The 15,164-nt window shown below is 62.7% G+C and carries 14 protein-coding genes; 5 read left to right on the top strand and 9 right to left on the bottom strand.

Annotated elements, in window-relative coordinates; all coding sequences use genetic code 11:
• Positions 1-91 precede the first annotated feature (91 nt).
• Entirely contained in the window at positions 92-1,678 is a 1,587-nt protein-coding gene (locus ACSSVQ_RS12735) for an AMP-binding protein (RefSeq protein ID WP_454183583.1), read from the bottom strand.
• Between the two features lie 124 nt (positions 1,679-1,802).
• Between ACSSVQ_RS12735 and ACSSVQ_RS12730 the strand changes: the two genes are divergently transcribed.
• Complete coding sequence (locus tag ACSSVQ_RS12730) at positions 1,803-2,576, top strand: TIGR01458 family HAD-type hydrolase (RefSeq protein ID WP_454183581.1); 774 nt, start codon at positions 1,803-1,805, stop codon at positions 2,574-2,576.
• A gap of 11 nt (positions 2,577-2,587) precedes the next feature.
• Here ACSSVQ_RS12730 and ACSSVQ_RS12725 read toward each other — a convergent pair whose 3' ends face one another.
• The 5 genes from ACSSVQ_RS12725 to ACSSVQ_RS12705 all read right to left on the bottom strand — a co-directional run bounded on the left by ACSSVQ_RS12725 (position 2,588) and on the right by ACSSVQ_RS12705 (position 7,686).
• Positions 2,588-3,874, bottom strand: a complete 1,287-nt coding sequence (locus ACSSVQ_RS12725) for a hypothetical protein (RefSeq protein WP_454183579.1) — start codon at positions 3,872-3,874, stop codon at positions 2,588-2,590.
• An 11-nt stretch (positions 3,875-3,885) separates the two neighbouring features.
• Positions 3,886-4,839 carry an NAD-dependent epimerase/dehydratase family protein gene (locus ACSSVQ_RS12720; RefSeq protein WP_454183577.1) on the bottom strand — a complete coding sequence of 318 codons (954 nt, stop codon included), beginning with the start codon at positions 4,837-4,839 and terminating at the stop codon, positions 3,886-3,888.
• A complete protein-coding gene (locus ACSSVQ_RS12715; protein WP_454183575.1) occupies positions 4,832-6,091 on the bottom strand; it encodes a class I SAM-dependent methyltransferase in 1,260 nt (419 codons plus the stop codon). Before ACSSVQ_RS12715 ends, ACSSVQ_RS12720 begins: the two co-directional genes overlap by 8 nt.
• A gap of 190 nt (positions 6,092-6,281) precedes the next feature.
• Positions 6,282-7,220, bottom strand: coding sequence for an alpha/beta hydrolase (locus ACSSVQ_RS12710; protein WP_454183573.1), 939 nt, complete (start codon positions 7,218-7,220; stop codon positions 6,282-6,284).
• A gap of 259 nt (positions 7,221-7,479) precedes the next feature.
• Complete coding sequence (locus ACSSVQ_RS12705; RefSeq protein WP_339614027.1) at positions 7,480-7,686, bottom strand: hypothetical protein; 207 nt, start codon at positions 7,684-7,686, stop codon at positions 7,480-7,482.
• A 419-nt stretch (positions 7,687-8,105) separates the two neighbouring features.
• Here ACSSVQ_RS12705 and ACSSVQ_RS12700 point away from each other — a divergent pair, with 419 nt between their 5' ends.
• Complete coding sequence (locus tag ACSSVQ_RS12700; protein WP_454183571.1) at positions 8,106-8,603, top strand: N-acetyltransferase family protein; 498 nt, start codon at positions 8,106-8,108, stop codon at positions 8,601-8,603.
• A 2-nt stretch (positions 8,604-8,605) separates the two neighbouring features.
• On the opposite strand, the gene ACSSVQ_RS12695 is transcribed toward ACSSVQ_RS12700, so the two are convergent.
• From ACSSVQ_RS12695 to ACSSVQ_RS12685, 3 genes are all read right to left on the bottom strand, one after another.
• Complete coding sequence (locus ACSSVQ_RS12695) at positions 8,606-9,154, bottom strand: DUF924 family protein (RefSeq protein ID WP_454183569.1); 549 nt, start codon at positions 9,152-9,154, stop codon at positions 8,606-8,608.
• Positions 9,155-9,233: 79 nt separating this feature from the next.
• On the bottom strand, positions 9,234-11,105 hold the full coding sequence (locus ACSSVQ_RS12690) for an AMP-binding protein (RefSeq protein ID WP_454183567.1): 1,872 nt from the start codon (positions 11,103-11,105) through the stop codon (positions 9,234-9,236).
• 155 nt (positions 11,106-11,260) lie between these two features.
• Positions 11,261-12,829 (bottom strand): fatty acid--CoA ligase, encoded by a 1,569-nt coding sequence (locus tag ACSSVQ_RS12685; protein ID WP_454183565.1) that lies wholly within the window; start codon positions 12,827-12,829, stop codon positions 11,261-11,263.
• 234 nt (positions 12,830-13,063) lie between these two features.
• Here ACSSVQ_RS12685 and ACSSVQ_RS12680 point away from each other — a divergent pair, with 234 nt between their 5' ends.
• The 3 genes from ACSSVQ_RS12680 (at position 13,064) to ACSSVQ_RS12670 (ending at position 15,161) form a co-directional block, all read left to right on the top strand.
• On the top strand, positions 13,064-13,606 hold the full coding sequence (locus tag ACSSVQ_RS12680; protein WP_293328457.1) for a carboxymuconolactone decarboxylase family protein: 543 nt from the start codon (positions 13,064-13,066) through the stop codon (positions 13,604-13,606).
• 4 nt (positions 13,607-13,610) lie between these two features.
• The gene (locus tag ACSSVQ_RS12675) at positions 13,611-14,171 is read left to right on the top strand and encodes a carboxymuconolactone decarboxylase family protein (RefSeq protein WP_454183563.1); all 561 of its coding nucleotides are present in this window, start codon (positions 13,611-13,613) and stop codon (positions 14,169-14,171) included.
• Between the two features lie 132 nt (positions 14,172-14,303).
• Positions 14,304-15,161: an SDR family NAD(P)-dependent oxidoreductase gene (locus tag ACSSVQ_RS12670; protein ID WP_454183561.1), complete on the top strand. Its 858-nt coding sequence runs from the start codon at positions 14,304-14,306 to the stop codon at positions 15,159-15,161.
• Positions 15,162-15,164: the final 3 nt, after the last annotated feature.

Genomic DNA, 15,164 nt, shown 5'->3' with positions numbered 1-15,164 from the left:
TGCGGGGCATCCACGCCTTTCTTCCTTCGCGTAAAGACGTGGATGGCCCGGACAAGCCGGGCCATGACGACAAGGAATTGATGGAGTTCTTCTACCCCTCCGCTTCCAGCACGCTCCGCAATTCCGCCTTGGCGATCTTCTCGAGCGTCGACCGCGGGAACTCCGGCAGGATGCGAACCTCGCGCGGGATCTTGAAATCGGCAAGGCCCTTCCTGCAGGCCGCAAGCACATCGTCCTTCAGGCTCGCGGGCGCGGCCTCCTCGCCGCCCGGCACGAGCAGGAAGGCGACCGGCACTTCGTCGAGCATCGGATCTTTCCGCGCGACGACCGCGCATTCGGCAATGCCGGGGACCGTCATCACCACACGCTCGATTTCCGACGCGGCGACATTCTCGCCGCCGACCTTCAGCATGTCCTTGTCGCGGTCGGCGAACTGGATGAAACCGTCCTCGAGCAGCGTCACGCGGTCGCCGGTGATGAAGAAACCCTTCTCATCGAAGGTGTCGGCAGTCGCCTGCGGATTGTTGAGATATTCCAGGAAGAGCGAAATGCCCGGCACGCCGCGCACCAGCAGGAAGCCCGTCTCGCCCACATCGACCGACGACCCGTCCTCTCGCGTGATCGCGATTTCGTAGCCGGGCGAGGGACGGCCGCAGCTCATCGAGCGGTCCGGCAGATGCGGATTGCCGACGATGCCATGGGTAATGGTTTCGGTCATGCCCCACCAGCCGACCGTCTTCACGCCGAAATGCGCATCCGTGGGCGGCTCGCACACGCCATTGCCCCAGAGACGGTAGTTGTGCTTCGGCACGTCCTTGTCCATCAGCGCCTTCAGGCAGAAGGGCACCATGCTCGTCCAGGTGCAGCCATGCTTGAGCGACACGTCCCAGAAGCGCGAGGCCGAGAAACGCGGCTGCAACACCACCGTGCCGCCCACCCAGAGCGTGGAGAGCACGGAATAGCTCTGCGCATTGGTGTGAAAGTAAGGCAGATAGGTGAGATGCACGTCGGAGGGGCGCAGGTCCTCATGCATGGCGCACATCTTCGCGCCCCAGAGCGCATTGGCATGCGTCCACACCACGCCCTTGGGCCGCGAGGTCGTGCCTGAGGTGTACTGGATGCCGACGGGCAGCATGGGATCGGCGGGACGCAAGGGAACATCGTCCGCATTGCCGAAGAGAGACGAGAAACTGTCGAACTTGCCCGGCGCATGACCGGAGGCCGGCGGCGCGCCGCAATCGGTCTCGGTGACGGCGATCCATTTGAGGTCCGGACAGGCGCCCGCCACGAGATCGGCAAAGACCGGCTGGGTGATCGCCCCGACGGCGGAGGCGTGGGACGCGAAATAGGTGAGATCGTCGGCCACCGAGCGCGCATTGGTGGTGACGGCGACGCAGCCCAGATGCGCGCAGGCATACCAGGCGACGACCGCTTCCGGGCAATTGTCGAGATGGATGAGCACGCGCTCGCCGGGCTGGACGCCGCGCGCCTTCAGCCCCGCGGCGAGACGCTTCACATCATGCTGGAAGGCGGCATAGGACCAGACCCGCTCCGGCCCCTCGAAGGGCTCCCAGACGAGGAAGGGATGGTCGGGCCTTCGCGTGGCATGAACGGCCAGCAGGTGCGGCACGTCGAAAGCGGAAAAGGGATGGATCTGCGGCGAGCGCAAGGCGGGCATGTGGTGACCTCCCCGGTCTTTATGTTTGGTTCTTTTCCCAAAGAATAGCGCAGGCTTGTGACCTGCGGCAAAGCCGCTCTAGACTGATGAGCGGGAGCGAGGGGCCATGCTAAGGGCGAATGCAATGACCCCGAAGTCAATTTCAGAAGCGCGCGCCGCCCTGCTCGATATCAGCGGCGTCCTTTATGAAGGCGACACCGCCCTCAGCGGCGCGGCGGATGCGCTCGCCCGGCTCCGGCAGGCGGGCTTTCCCTTCCGCCTCATCACCAATACCAGCCGCAGCCCCAAACGCGCCATCCTCGACAAGCTGACAAGGCTGGGCTTTGAGGTGCACGCGGATGAGGTGGTGACGACGGCCTCCGTCGCCTGCGCGGCGATGAAGGCGGACGGCGCGAAACCCTATCTCCTCGTCCATCCCGACCTTCTGGAAGATCTGCCGGACGAGGCGGCGGAACCGGATGCCGTGCTGCTGGGCGATGCGGCGCAACATTTTACCTATGAGCGGCTCAACGCGGCCTTCCGCATTCTCCTCGAGGGCGGGAAATTCTATGCGCTGGGAAAGAACCGCTATTTCAAGGGAACAAGCGGGCTCGAACTCGACGCCGGGCCTTTCGTCGCCGCGCTGGAATATGCCAGCGGCGCGGAAGCGCGCCTCATCGGCAAGCCCTCGCCCGACTATTTCCGCGAGGCGGCGAAGGACATCGACGCCGATCCCGCGACCACGCTGATGGTGGGCGACGATGTGGAGGCGGACGTGCTGGGTGCCATCGAAGCGGGCTTCATGGCCGCGCTGGTGAAAGAAGGCAAGTTCCGCCACGGCGACGACGAGACGGCGAAGAAAGGCGGCGCATATGTCGCCGCCTCGCTGGAAGAGATCGTGGAGGCGCTGCTGGGTTAGGCGGGTTTTCCCTACCGGCGCCGCATTATCCGCGCCAGCGCCCTCGCACAGCGGAACTTGAGATAAGCGACCTTCGACAGCCAGAGCGCCCTCAAGACGGAGGGCCTGCGAGGCGCGTCCGGGGCCGCATGTGCCAGCAGTTCCCGCGCAAAGGCGACCGGACCGTTCTCCTCCAGAAAATGCCGCTGCCCTTCCCGGGCGCGTTCGGAGACCGCTTCGAAATCATCCACGACGCGCTTCAGCGCATCGGCGATGCTGCGCGCCGTCCACTCGCCGAAAAGCCCGGTATCGCCCTGATACTTCACCACGATATCGGCGAGTGAGGAATCGTCCGGACACACAACGCATCCGCCATTGCTCAGCGCCTCGTAACAAATGCCCGAAATCGAACTCTGATAGCGCTTCCTGTCATAGGGCAGCAGGAAGACGTCCAGCCGGCGCGCCAGTGCATCATATTCCTCCTTGTCCAACGCACCGCTTATGACCTCGAGGCGCGGATTGCCCTTGGCAAGGTCATGCAACCTTGCCCGGACGGCAGGGTCCGTGTCCTGCTCCTGTACCTGCACAACGACTTCAACGCCCGGCATCTCGGCAAGAGCGATCTCCAGAATATCGGGAACAAGAAGGATGCCCTTATGCCCGGCCTGATGTCCCAGCACGCCAACGCGGATCGGCGAGCCAGGTGCCCGCTCGCGCCCCTGCGCATCGGGAGAGGCGGGCACGACATAAGGCGACGGGAACGCCGCCGCCGGCCATTCGATGGCTTCCCCGAGTCGAGCGGCCGTCCGCCCGTTCACGGTCATCAGCGTGGTTCTGGCCAGCACGCCTTCGGGCATGGTCTCGATCGCGTAGCGGATCTGCGCCGCATACCACTCGGCCTCCTTCGTTCCCGACGACGGAAAGGGAAACTCGCCGACAATGGGCGGACACTGGCCCGACGGATAGAGTTTCCCGACCGCATCGGCAAGGCCCGCAAGAACGAACCCGCTAATGGAATTCGCATAGATCAGATCCGGATAAAAACGCGCGATATAAGGCAGCGCCTCGCTCTCATACCGACCGGCCCAGTAACGGGCGAGAGCGGGAAATGCGGCCCCCGGTTCGACCTCGAGATGGCTGTAAACAGCTTTAGAAAAAGCTCTCTCGACATCCACGCCAAGACCGGCGGAAGCCTTGCCGTTTCCCAGAACCTGCACCTCGTGACCGAGCGCATGCAACGCATGGACAATATTGACCGTCACATTCGCGTGGTGGCCCAGAGGTCTCTCGAGAGATGGATCGACGTAGAGAACTCTCATGAAACCGCCCGTTACACGAGTTCGTGCTGCCGGCACCAGGCGACGGATGCCTCGATCCCCTCACGGATAGAAGTTTTCGCCTTCCACCCCAACGCTTCTTTCGCGCGGGAGGTGTCGAGCATGCGCTTCGACACGCCGACGAAGCGGTTGGTATTGTTCACGACCTGCCCCTGAAACCCGGCCGCTTCGGATATCCACGATGCGATGTCGCCGATCCTGTGCGCCTCGCCCGTGCCGATATTGAGGACATCTTCTTCCGAGCGCATGGCCGCTTCGATAATCCCGTCCACCGCATCGTCGACATAAAGGAACTCGCGCTCCTGATTGCCATCGCCCCAGACTTCGACCGTTTCGGCGCCACGATCCGCGGCGCGCACGAATTTTCCGACCAGAGCCCCCATGACATGGCTGTCTTCCGCGAAACTGTCGCCCGGCCCGTAGACGGTCGGCAGAATGACACTCGTCGAGGAAAGTTCATGCTCCTGCCGGTAAGCCCTCTGCCCGATGAGCATTGCTTTCTTGGTCAGCGCATAGGCGAAGAGATAATCCTCCGGCTCCGTGCCGTAGAGTTCGCTTTCCGGATGCGGTTCCGGGTGCGAGGGATACATGCAGTAGGACAGAATACTCGTCATGCGCGCCGCCGGGAAAAAGCGCTTCCACGCTTCCAGTACGTTCACATTGATCGACATGTTGACGAAGAACTGCGTCGCGGGATGCGTCACCGGCCAATTGCCCGCGCGATAAAGGGCGGCCAGATGAATGATATGATCGCAGTCGAAGGTCCACTGGATGCGGTCCGCCCAGTCGAACACCGCCGTCCTGTTCGACAGATCGACATCGCGGGAACTCAACCCATAGACATTTACGTCCGGCCCGAAACGCTCATTGAGGATTTCGACCACACGCCGGCCGATAAACCCGCTCGCCCCCGTCACAATTACATTCCGCATGGGCCTTTCAGCCATCGGCAATTTCCCCATCCAATGCTTCCGCACCGACAATCCGTGTCCGGGGGACAGGAATGATGAACTTCCCGCCAGCCCTCAGATAGTCGGCATATTTCCTTATAAAATAGTCTGCGAAGTTCCAGGACAAGACGAGATAATAATCGGGCACTTCGCCAAGCGTCCGTTCATCGACGACGGGGATATGTACGCCCGGCGCCAGCTTGCCGATCTTGAACTCATTGACCTCCGTGAGGCAGGGCACGAGGTCGGGTCCGATATCGCAATAGTTCAGCAGCGTGGACCCCTTGAGCGGCGCACCGAGACCGTAAACGCTTTTACCCTCCGCCTTCAGCCGCTCGAGCAGGTTTTTGAGCTCGTCCATATTGCTCCGGACGTCCCGCGCAAAACGCTCATAGCGCTCCAGCGTCGACAGGCCTGCGTCATATTCCCTGCGGATGGCGGCTGCAACATTCGGGCTGGTCGGCATGGAATGCGTGTCGCGCCCGACATAGGCGACGAAAGAGCCGCCGTGAATGGGGCAGAACTCCACATCAAGCAACCGCATGCCATGCGCCGCGAACAGTTTTTCCAGCGGCGCAATCGCATGGATGCAGGAATGCTCGTGATAGAAGTGATCGAATTCCAGATTCTCGATGAGATCGAGGAGGTTCACCCCCTGCACAAGGAACACCGTTTCCTCATCCATCACGGCATCGAGCCCGTCGATGAAATCATGCAGATCGGGCACGTGATAGAAGACGGCCGTCGCCGTGATGAGCTTCGGCCTTATGCCGAGCGTCTCGAGCGCTTCGCCTGTTTTCCGGTTGAAGAAGCAGCGCCCGACGACATGGCCGTCGGCGCGTGCAAGATCGGTGACGCGTTTGCCCGGATCGATGCCCATTGTCGTCATGCCCTGCGCGGCGAACATGCCGAGCAATGTGCCGTCATTGCAACCGATGTCCATCACCAGATCGCCGGGCCGCAACTTCAGTCGCTCCACCGCGTCGGCCGCCATCCGCCGGAAATGCTCGACCACCGGCACATTGACGCCGGTGACATAGGGGTGATCGGAAAAGAGCATCTCCTGAGGCGGAAATTCTGAAATCTGGACCTGCCAGCAATCGGAACAGATCAGCATTTCCAGCGGAAATACCGGCTCGGTGGGAATGTCCGCTTCCGAGATGAAGTGATTGCCGCTCGGCTGCAGACCGAGATCGATTAAACTGTGAAGCCCGCCGCCACCGCAATTCATGCAGTTGGAACGCCGCATTTCCCCTCCGATATGAATCTCACTCACGCAAATGATGCCAACTATGCAGATTGCGGAGGAAGCGCCAACTGTTTTGTCGGTCTTTGCCAATCAATCGCATAAACAGCAAATAACGGGGAAAGAAACAGAACGAAAAGGGCCCGTGGATATCCACGGGCCCCTGTCACACCGCCTTATAGCGAAATAGAGATCAGGAGAGCGCTTCCTTCAGCGCCTTAGCGGCGGCTTTTACCGCCTCGCGCGAGACGTCGATGGCGGCCTGCAGATTGAAGAAGCCGTGGATCATGCCGTCGTAATTGACATATTCGACATCGACGCCCGCCTTTTTCAGCGCATCAGCGTAAGCCTTGCCCTCGTCGCGCAGCACATCGAAGCCGGCGGTCACGACATAGGCCGGCGGCAGGCCGGAGAGATCCTTCGCCTGCAGCGGCGCGAGGAGCGGATCGCTTTCATCCGCGCCATTGCCCGCATAATGCTTCCAGAACCACTCCATGCCTTCCTTCTCGAGGAAATAGCCCTCGGCGAAGCTGTCATAGGAGCCGGTCTTGCCGGGTTTGTCCGTAACCGGATAAATCAGGAGCTGGAAGGAAATATCCGGCCCCTTGTTCGCCTTGGCCATCTGGCAGACCACGGCGGAGAGATGCCCGCCGGCGCTGTCGCCGCCCACCGCGATGCTGTTCGCATCGACATTGATGTCGGCGGCATTCGCCTCCACCCATTTCACGGCGGCATAGCAATCTTCCGACGCGGCCGGATAGGGATGCTCGGGCGCAAGGCGGTAATCCACCGCGATCACCTTGCAGCCGCTTTCATTGGCGAGCGTCCGGCACAGCGCGTCATGCGTTTCCAGATCGCCGATCACCCAGCCGCCGCCATGAAAGAAGACGAGCGCGGGCAAACCGTTGCCGCCCGCGACGGGCTCGTAAAGGCGGACCGGAATGTCGCCGCCCGGGCCGGGAATGGCGCGGTCCTCAACCTTGCCGATGGGAACGCCCTGCGCATCGAGCGCGGCGGCGAGCCCGCGATACATCTCGCGCGCGCCCTCCGGCGGCAGGTCGATCATGCGCGGCATTTCCGTATTCTCGGCCATGCCGTCGAGAATGGCTTTCGCCTGCGGATCGAGTGTCATGGATGGCCTCCCCTCTGGTCTCTATCTGCCAGCGTTGATTTGTTTCTTTCCGCCGGCACTGTCTTCGTTCCCTTTATCTAGCCGGGCAAAGCGCCCTGCGCCAAGCCACAAATGCGCTTGACGTTGCGGCCAAAAGCAATCCGCACATGCAAAAAGGCGCCGGGGACCCACCGGCGCCTCTGCAAAATCGGATCATTGCAAACAGGTAATTTCGCGCCCGCGAAGGCGCGACGACGCGCCATCCGAAGACGCGCCGGCCTCAGTGCAGCACGCCGCCTTCGCGGTTGCGCCGCCCGCTCACCATGTCCAGCACGACGACGCGAAGCTGCCGCCAGGCCTCGGCGCGCAGCTTCTCGCCGATCCGCTCCAGCTCGTCGACAGCCTGATCGGCAAAGCCGATGGCCTTTTCGCCATGCGTATCGACCATATAGGCGGCCAGAAGATTGATTTCGTGCTCGGTGACCATGATGCGCGCTCTCCGGAAAGGCATTGGGGTTTTGCCTTACCGGATTGCAATGGGCGGGCCAGAACCGCCTGCGGAAATTAGGTAAGCTTTTCAATGAATTGAGCGGGGCGAAACGCTGCGCCTGTTCCTGTCCCCGGGCAAACCGGCAAAGCCTTCCCGGCCGAAACCGCCCATGCGGCGGATTTTGCCCATGTGAATAAATGGACCTGCATCTTTCCCGGGCCTTGCCCTGCCCCGAAATCCGCCCTAGCTTTCGCCGCATGATCGACGCCTCGCACATCCACGGATTGTTTTATACGCCCGCCACATAGGCGCGGCGTTGCTCGATCATTTCGTTCAGACCAATGCCGCCGCGGTCCGGCGGCATTGTTCATGAACAGACGGTCTCCGGCCCGCCTCGGGCCAGATGGAGACCAGACATGAACCGCACAGCTTTCACCATTCGCCAGGCGACCGAAGCCGATTACGGGCAGCTTTGCGATCTCTTCGCGGAACTCGACCTGCTGCATCGAAGCGCGCGGCCCGACCTCTTCCGGAAACCGGAGGGCCCACCGCGCGCGCGAGCCTATGTGGCCGGGCTGATCGCCTCGCCCGCATCGGCCATTCTCGTCGCCGCCGAACGGGATGCGCGCATCCTGCACGGCTTCGCCACGCTGATCGGCCATGAACGGCCCGCAACGCCCGTCAGCGCCGCAAGGCGTATCGTCGAGATCGACAATCTGTGCGTGCGCGCGCATGCACGGCGGCAGGGTATTGGCGGCGCGCTTGTCGACGGCGCCGATCGATGGGCAAGACAGAAGGGGTATGACGGGGTCGAACTCTCCGTTCATGCCTTCAATGACGATGCACGGAAGTTCTATGAGGCGTCGGGATTCGAAACCGCATCGCTGCGCATGACGCGCGCCGCAACGGGCTAGTCTCAGCCCGAAAAGCCGCCTTCGTCGAGGAAGCTCTGCTCTTCCGGCGTCGTCACCCGGCCCAGCACGGCGTTGCGATGCGGGAAACGGCCGAAACGACGGATGATGTCGGCATGGATTTTGGCGAACTTCATCGTTTCCGGATCGTTGAGGCGCCCGGCAATATATTTGAGCGCCTCCTCCTGGGCGGCGGGGTCTTCGGCATGCATGAAGGGCATGTAGAACCAGCGGCGCGCAACCTCCGGCAGGGTCGTGTCGAAGCGGCGCGCTATCGCCTCGCGCGCAATGCCGAGCGCCTTGGCATCGGACGCCCAGGCCCGGTGATCGTCGCGATAGATGTTGCGCGTGAACTGGTCGAGCAGGATGACGAGCGCAAGCGCGCTTTCCGGCTCGCCTACCCAATCGTCGTAATCGCCCTCCGCCGCGGCCTTCACCGCGTCGCCGAACTCGCGGCGGATTTCCGCGTCGAAGGCGTCGCTTTTCGTGAACCACTTCTCCGGCCCGGCATTGAACCAGAAATCGAGCACGTCGCGGGGGCGGATGAGGGACATGGGGCTGCTCCGAAGAAGATGTCAGAGCCGCAAGCTAACCAGAGTTGTCGTCCCGGCGAAAGCCGGGACGACACTGACTTTACTGCACCACCACGATCACATCGTCGGCGGGGTCCGCCTCGAAGAGCTTCTCCACCAGATGCGCGCGACGGGACGCCGTGGCGGACTGGTTCACATAGCCCTTGTCGGTGATCTCGTGACCGTCGATGGACGGCGGTTCGAGCATGAGATGGAGACGCGCGATGCGGCTGGATGATCCGCCGCCGCCCCTGTTGTGCGTCTCAAGCGCGTTGCGGAGATAGTCGATCACCTTGGGATGCCTGATGACGTCTTCCGGCGCCATATCGTCCGGCAGACCGGCGGCGGCCTTCATGCCCACAACATTCGGCCAGGCGAGCAACGCGATATAGGGCTTGTCGAGGCCGCACACCACCGCATCCTGCACCATGGGCGACATGGCGGCGACGACATCGGCCCTGAGCGTGCCGGTGGAGACCCATGTGCCGGTGGAAAGCTTGAAATCCTCCGTCACGCGGCCATCGAAAACGAGGCCGAGATGCGGGTCCTCCTCGTCGAGGAACTTCGCCGCGTCGCCGAGCGAATAGAAGCCTTCCTCGTCGAAGGCCTTGGCCGTCTTTTCCGGATCGCCGTGATAGCCGGGCGTCACCATCGGCCCGCGCACGCGGACTTCCATCTTCGCCCCCGAGGGCACCAGCTTCAGCTCCATGCCCGGCAGCGGCAGGCCGATAAGGCCGACGCGCTCCGTGATCCAGTGAACGACGGTGATGCCCTGCGTTTCCGTCGCGCCATACATGGTGGTCAGCGGAATGCGGTGCCCCGTCTCGGCGATGGCGAGCCGCTGCATGCGGTCATAGAGATCGCTCGACAGCGTGGCGCCGCCATAGGCCATATATTCCAGGTTCCGGAAGAAGGAGGCGCGCAACTCTGGATCGCGTTCCATCGCATCGGCCAGCATGCCGAACGCGACCGGCGCGGACCCGAAGACGCGCGGGCTCACCTCGCGCAGATTGGCGATGGTCTGGTCGAACAGGCCCGGCACGGGCTTGCCCGAATCGAGATGGATCGTGCCGCCATTGGCCAGATTGCCGTTGAAGGAGATGTTGCCCGCGGAGATGTGATTCCAGGGCATCCATTCAAGGCTTTGCGGCACGTCTTCCGGATCGGGCTCCTCGGTGCGGAGCGCTTCCTGTGCGGCAAGCTGCGCCATCATCATGCGATGCGTCTGCACCACGCCCTTGGGCATGCCGGTGGAACCGGAGGTGAAGAGATATTTCGCGACCGTGTCGTGATCGACCCTGTCGAGCGCTTCATCGACTTCCACGCCCGCCGGCGTGGTGATGATGTCGTGATAGGAGAGCGTTTCGCGGCCCGGCACTTCGCCGGAACCGGTCACGATGGTGACGTCGTCGCCGAGATCCAGCGCATTGATCGCCTTGGCGAACATCTCGCCCTGCTCGGCAAAGACGAGCCTGGGCTTCGCGGTGGCGGTCACATGCTTGAGCTTGGAATAATCCGTGCTCATCAGCGAATAAGGCACGCTGACCGGGGCGACCGGCACGCCCGCCTTCATCGCGCCCAGCGCCATGACGGCATGGGCGATGGAATTGCCCGACAGGATCATGATGGGCGTGGACTGGTTAAGCCCGCGCTGAAGAAGCGCCGCCGCGACGGCGCGCGCCGCGCGATGGGCCTCGCCATAGGTGATGTAACGCCACGCGCCGTCCGCCCCGCGCTCGCCGATGAAATTACGCTCGGGATGGGCCGCCGCCTTTTCCGCGAGGATGTGCGGCACGGAGCGCTTCATCTCCGGCAGTTCGTGCTGCGACCGGACATATGTCGTGCCGTCATCCATCCGCTCGACGACGATCTTCGGCGGCTTCTGCTTCAGCGGCTTGAACGGGACGTCGCGCGTCTCCTCCGCAAGGCTCATGGTTTCCTCCCATTGGCAGAGTTTGAATTCGGATAGCGAATTCCAATAGCTGTCACCCCGGGCTTCGTCCCGGGGTCCAGAGCGGCACAGTCAGTGCTTGCGGCCCCTGGATCCCGGCACAAGGCCGGGATGACAGGTCAAATTTATTTCGCCGATCAGTTGATCATCCGTTCGCGGCCTTCCCAGTAAGGCTTGCGCAGCTCGCGGCGCAGGATCTTGCCGGACGGGTTGCGCGGCAGCGCCTCGATGAAAGCAACGTCCTTGGGGACCTTGTAGGAGGCGATGCGCGTCTTGGCGAAGGCGATGATGTCTTCCGCACTGGCGTTCTCGCCGGGCTTCAGCACGACGATGGCCTGCACCGCCTCGCCCCATTTCTCATGCGGCACGCCGACCACAGCGGCATCCGCAATGGCGGGATGACCGAAGAGCGCGTTCTCTACTTCCGCGGGATAGATGTTCTCGCCACCCGAGACGATCATGTCCTTCACGCGGTCATGGATGTAGAGATAGCCGTCCTCGTCAAAGAAGCCCGCATCGCCGGAATGGAACCAGCCGTCGACGACGGATTCCACCGTCGCTTCCGGACGGTTCCAGTAGCCCTTCATCACCGAACCGCCCTTGATGAGCACTTCGCCGACGCCGCCGGCTTCCACATCCTTGCCGTTCTCGTCGACGATACGGATTTCCGTGCCGGGATTGGGAATGCCGCAGGAGCGGAGCTTGCCCTTGGCCGGATCATGCGCGTCCGGCGGCAGATGCGTCGCGCCGCCCGTCGTTTCGGTGAGGCCGTAAAGCTGCACGAACTCCGCCTTGAAGCGGTCCTGGGCCTTGCGCAGCACATCTTCCGCAATCGGCGAGGCACCATAGAGAAGCTGGCGCACGGTGGAGACGTCCACCTCCGCGATATTGGGCTGCTGAAGAAGGAAGAGGATCACGGCGGGCACGATGAAGAGGACGGTGATGCCCTCCTTCTCGATCAGGCGCAGGATCAACGCCGGATCCACATCCTTCAGCACGACATTCTTGCAGCCATGCAGATGGCCCAGAATGCCGATATTGACGCCCGCCACATGGAAGAGCGGCATACAGACGAGCACCACATCGCTCTCTTTCCAATCCGCCCAGCCGGACTTCATGCCCTGGTCGAAAACGGCGAGATAGTTGCGGTTGGTGAGCTGCACGCCCTTGGGGTGGCCCGTCGTGCCGGAGGTATAGAGCTGGATGACATCGTCATCGATCTCGGAGGGCAGCATCGGGTCTTCGTTCGGGAAGCTGTCGCGCCACTCGTCGAAGGAAATCCAGTCCGACCGCCCGCCGTCCAGCGCCACCACTTTCCGGATATTCGGGCATTCCGAAAGCACCTTCTCGACCACGTCGTAATATTCCGCGCCGACGAAAAGAATTTCCGTGCGGGAATCATTCAGCACATAGGCGATTTCCGGCGCGGCGAGACGCCAGTTGACGCCGACCATCACGGCATTCGCCTTGAAGGCGCCGTAGAGCACCTCGAAATAGAGATCGGAACTCTTGCCGATATAGCCGATGCGGCTGTCGGGCTTGCAGCCTTCCGCGATCAGCCCCTGCGCCACGCGATTGGCATAGGCGTCGAGCTCGGCATAGGTGGTGCGGCGCTCGCCGAAGACCTGGGCCGTCTTGTCGCCTTCGGTCTTCGCCCGGTAGCGCGTGATATCCGCAACGCAGCGAACCTCGTTCGCATCGAACATGGTGTTCCTCCCCTGGCTCGCCGCCCGCGCCCCTTCTCCGGAGGCATTTGCCAGCGCGGCGATGTGATTTTGTGAATATTCTTTGCCGCGAGTGTAACCGCGCTATCGCAGGGAGCAAGCGCAACCGGCGCGCGGAAATGCTATAAGGGCCGGACACGAAACCGACGCAACGATACGCTGCGGAAGGGGCGAAAGACCCCACGCGCAACAAGAGAAATTCACAGGGAGAAGAAGATGGCCCGCATACCCTATTTCGATCCGGACCAGGCCGAAGGCCGCGCGAAGGAAGTCTACAAGAAGCTGCCGCCGCTCAATATTTTCCGCATGCTCGGCCATTCCGGCGAGATGCTGGACGGCTTCATCAAGCTCGGCAACCAGATCCTGATGTTCTCCGAGCTGGACCCGGTCTTGCGTGAAATCGCCATTGTGCGCACCGGCGTGCTCCGGGGCTCGACCTATGAGGTCTATCAGCATGAGGCGATCTCGCGCCGGATCGGCATGAGCGACGACCTCATCAAGGCGATCCATGAGGGGCCTGACGCCGCCGCCTTCGACGACATGCAGCGCATGGTGATGCGCTTCACCGACGATGTGGTGAAAAACACCCGCGCCTCCGACGCGACTTTCGACCCGCTGCTGGAAAAGCTGGGGCCCAAGCAGATGCAGGAACTGACCATCACCATCGGCTATTACACGATGGTGTCGAACTTCCTCGAAACCTTCGACGTCGATATCGAGGACAAGCCCGTGGAAACGAGCGTCGGCAAGAAGGCCTGAGCGCATGGCGAAACTGCCCTATCCCGACCCCGCCGCGCTGCCGGAGGAAAACCGGGCGCTCATCGAAACGCTCCCGCCGCTGAACATCTTCCGGATGCTCTCCGGCGCGGGCGCGAGCTTCCCGCCCTTCATGGCGCTCATCAACGCCTATCTGAACCACGGGGCGCTCGACGCGGAACTGCGCGAACTCGCTATATTGCGCGTCGGGCATTTGCAGGCAAGCGCCTATGAGCTTCACCAGCATGAGCGCGTGTCGCGCACCATCGGCATGACGGCGGAGCGTATCGCCGCGGCGGGCGGCCCGCTCCCCTCGCCGCATTTCAGCGAGGCGGAAAACGCGGCGCTCACTTTCATCGACGACCAGGTGGCAAAGGTGAAAGCGGACGGGGCGCTTTTCGATGCCGCGCATAAACATGTCGGCGATGCGGGGATGCAGGAACTCATTCTCATCGTGGGCATCTACATGCTGGTCTGCCGCTATCTGGAGACGATGGAGATCGAGCTGGAGGAAAAGGACATCGAGGGCTCGGGTCTGGAGGAGATCGACACCACGATGGGGCGGTGAGGGGGAAGTCTCTTGTCTGTCATGCCCGGGCTTGACCCGGGCATCCAGTCTGCGCCTGCGGCGCAGGTTGCGCTGGATTGCCGGATCAAGTCCGGCAATGACAACAAATAAAAGAAAAGTGAGGGAGGAAACATGGCGGAAGAAAAACAGGCCCCGGAAAAACAAGGCTACGTCCGGCCGCTGAGCGCGGAGTCGCAAGGCGAGGCGCCGGGGCGCGGGCGGCTGAACGGGCGGCGCATTCTCGTGGTGGGCGGCGGGCAACGCGTACTTGATGCGGCGACCGACCCGGTCGGAAACGGGCGCGCCATGTCGCTGCTCTTTGCGCGGGAAGGCGCAGCGGTCGCCGTCGCCGATATGAATGCGGACGCCGCCGCCGAAACGGTGCGCCGGATCGAAGCCGAAAGCGGCAAGGCCACGGCCATCACCGCCGATATTTCCAAACCCGACGACATCAAGCGCATGATCGACGAAGCCGTTTCCGCCATGGGCGGGCTCGACGGCATGGTGCTCAATGTCGGGATCGGCGTGGGCGGGCTGGGCCTCGACGGCATTTCGGCGGAGGACTGGACGAAGGCGCTCGACGTGAATTTGCGCGGGCCCATGCTCTGCTGCCAGGCGGCAATGCCGAAAATGGAGGAAGGCTCCTCCATCGTCTTCATCTCCTCGATTGCAGGCCTCGTCGCGGGCAGCCGGCTCCCCGCCTATGACGCCTCGAAAGCGGCCCTTGGCGGGCTGATGCGCCATGTGGGGCTCGAAGGCGCAAGACGCGGCATCCGGTCCAACATCGTCGCGCCGGGGCTGGTGGATACGCCGCTGGGACGGCTCGCCACACAAGGCCGCCCCTCGCGCGGGCGCACGCCGGTGCCCTTCGGGCGGCAGGCGACGGGCTGGGAAATCGCCTATGCGGCGCTCTTCTTCATGTCGGATGAAAGCGTCTATGTGACAGGCCAGACGCTCGCCGTCGATAGCGGGCTGACGGGGATCAGCTAAAAA

It is taken from the genome of Parvibaculum sp. MBR-TMA-1.3b-4.2 (assembly GCF_053628815.1).
This window is presented reverse-complemented; position numbering and strand designations above follow the sequence as displayed.

Bases quoted from the DNA above. Each gene is read 5' to 3' on its own strand.
- ACSSVQ_RS12735 (WP_454183583.1), bottom strand. From the start codon at position 1,678: ATGCCCGCCTTGCGCTCGCCGCAGATCCATCCCTTTTCCGCTTTCGAC.
- ACSSVQ_RS12730 (WP_454183581.1), top strand. From the start codon at position 1,803: ATGACCCCGAAGTCAATTTCAGAAGCGCGCGCCGCCCTGCTCGATATC.
- ACSSVQ_RS12725 (WP_454183579.1), bottom strand. From the start codon at position 3,874: ATGAGAGTTCTCTACGTCGATCCATCTCTCGAGAGACCTCTGGGCCAC.
- ACSSVQ_RS12720 (WP_454183577.1), bottom strand. From the start codon at position 4,839: ATGGCTGAAAGGCCCATGCGGAATGTAATTGTGACGGGGGCGAGCGGG.
- ACSSVQ_RS12715 (WP_454183575.1), bottom strand. From the start codon at position 6,091: ATGCGGCGTTCCAACTGCATGAATTGCGGTGGCGGCGGGCTTCACAGT.
- ACSSVQ_RS12710 (WP_454183573.1), bottom strand. From the start codon at position 7,220: ATGACACTCGATCCGCAGGCGAAAGCCATTCTCGACGGCATGGCCGAG.
- ACSSVQ_RS12705 (WP_339614027.1), bottom strand. From the start codon at position 7,686: ATGGTCACCGAGCACGAAATCAATCTTCTGGCCGCCTATATGGTCGAT.
- ACSSVQ_RS12700 (WP_454183571.1), top strand. From the start codon at position 8,106: ATGAACCGCACAGCTTTCACCATTCGCCAGGCGACCGAAGCCGATTAC.
- ACSSVQ_RS12695 (WP_454183569.1), bottom strand. From the start codon at position 9,154: ATGTCCCTCATCCGCCCCCGCGACGTGCTCGATTTCTGGTTCAATGCC.
- ACSSVQ_RS12690 (WP_454183567.1), bottom strand. From the start codon at position 11,105: ATGAGCCTTGCGGAGGAGACGCGCGACGTCCCGTTCAAGCCGCTGAAG.
- ACSSVQ_RS12685 (WP_454183565.1), bottom strand. From the start codon at position 12,829: ATGTTCGATGCGAACGAGGTTCGCTGCGTTGCGGATATCACGCGCTAC.
- ACSSVQ_RS12680 (WP_293328457.1), top strand. From the start codon at position 13,064: ATGGCCCGCATACCCTATTTCGATCCGGACCAGGCCGAAGGCCGCGCG.
- ACSSVQ_RS12675 (WP_454183563.1), top strand. From the start codon at position 13,611: ATGGCGAAACTGCCCTATCCCGACCCCGCCGCGCTGCCGGAGGAAAAC.
- ACSSVQ_RS12670 (WP_454183561.1), top strand. From the start codon at position 14,304: ATGGCGGAAGAAAAACAGGCCCCGGAAAAACAAGGCTACGTCCGGCCG.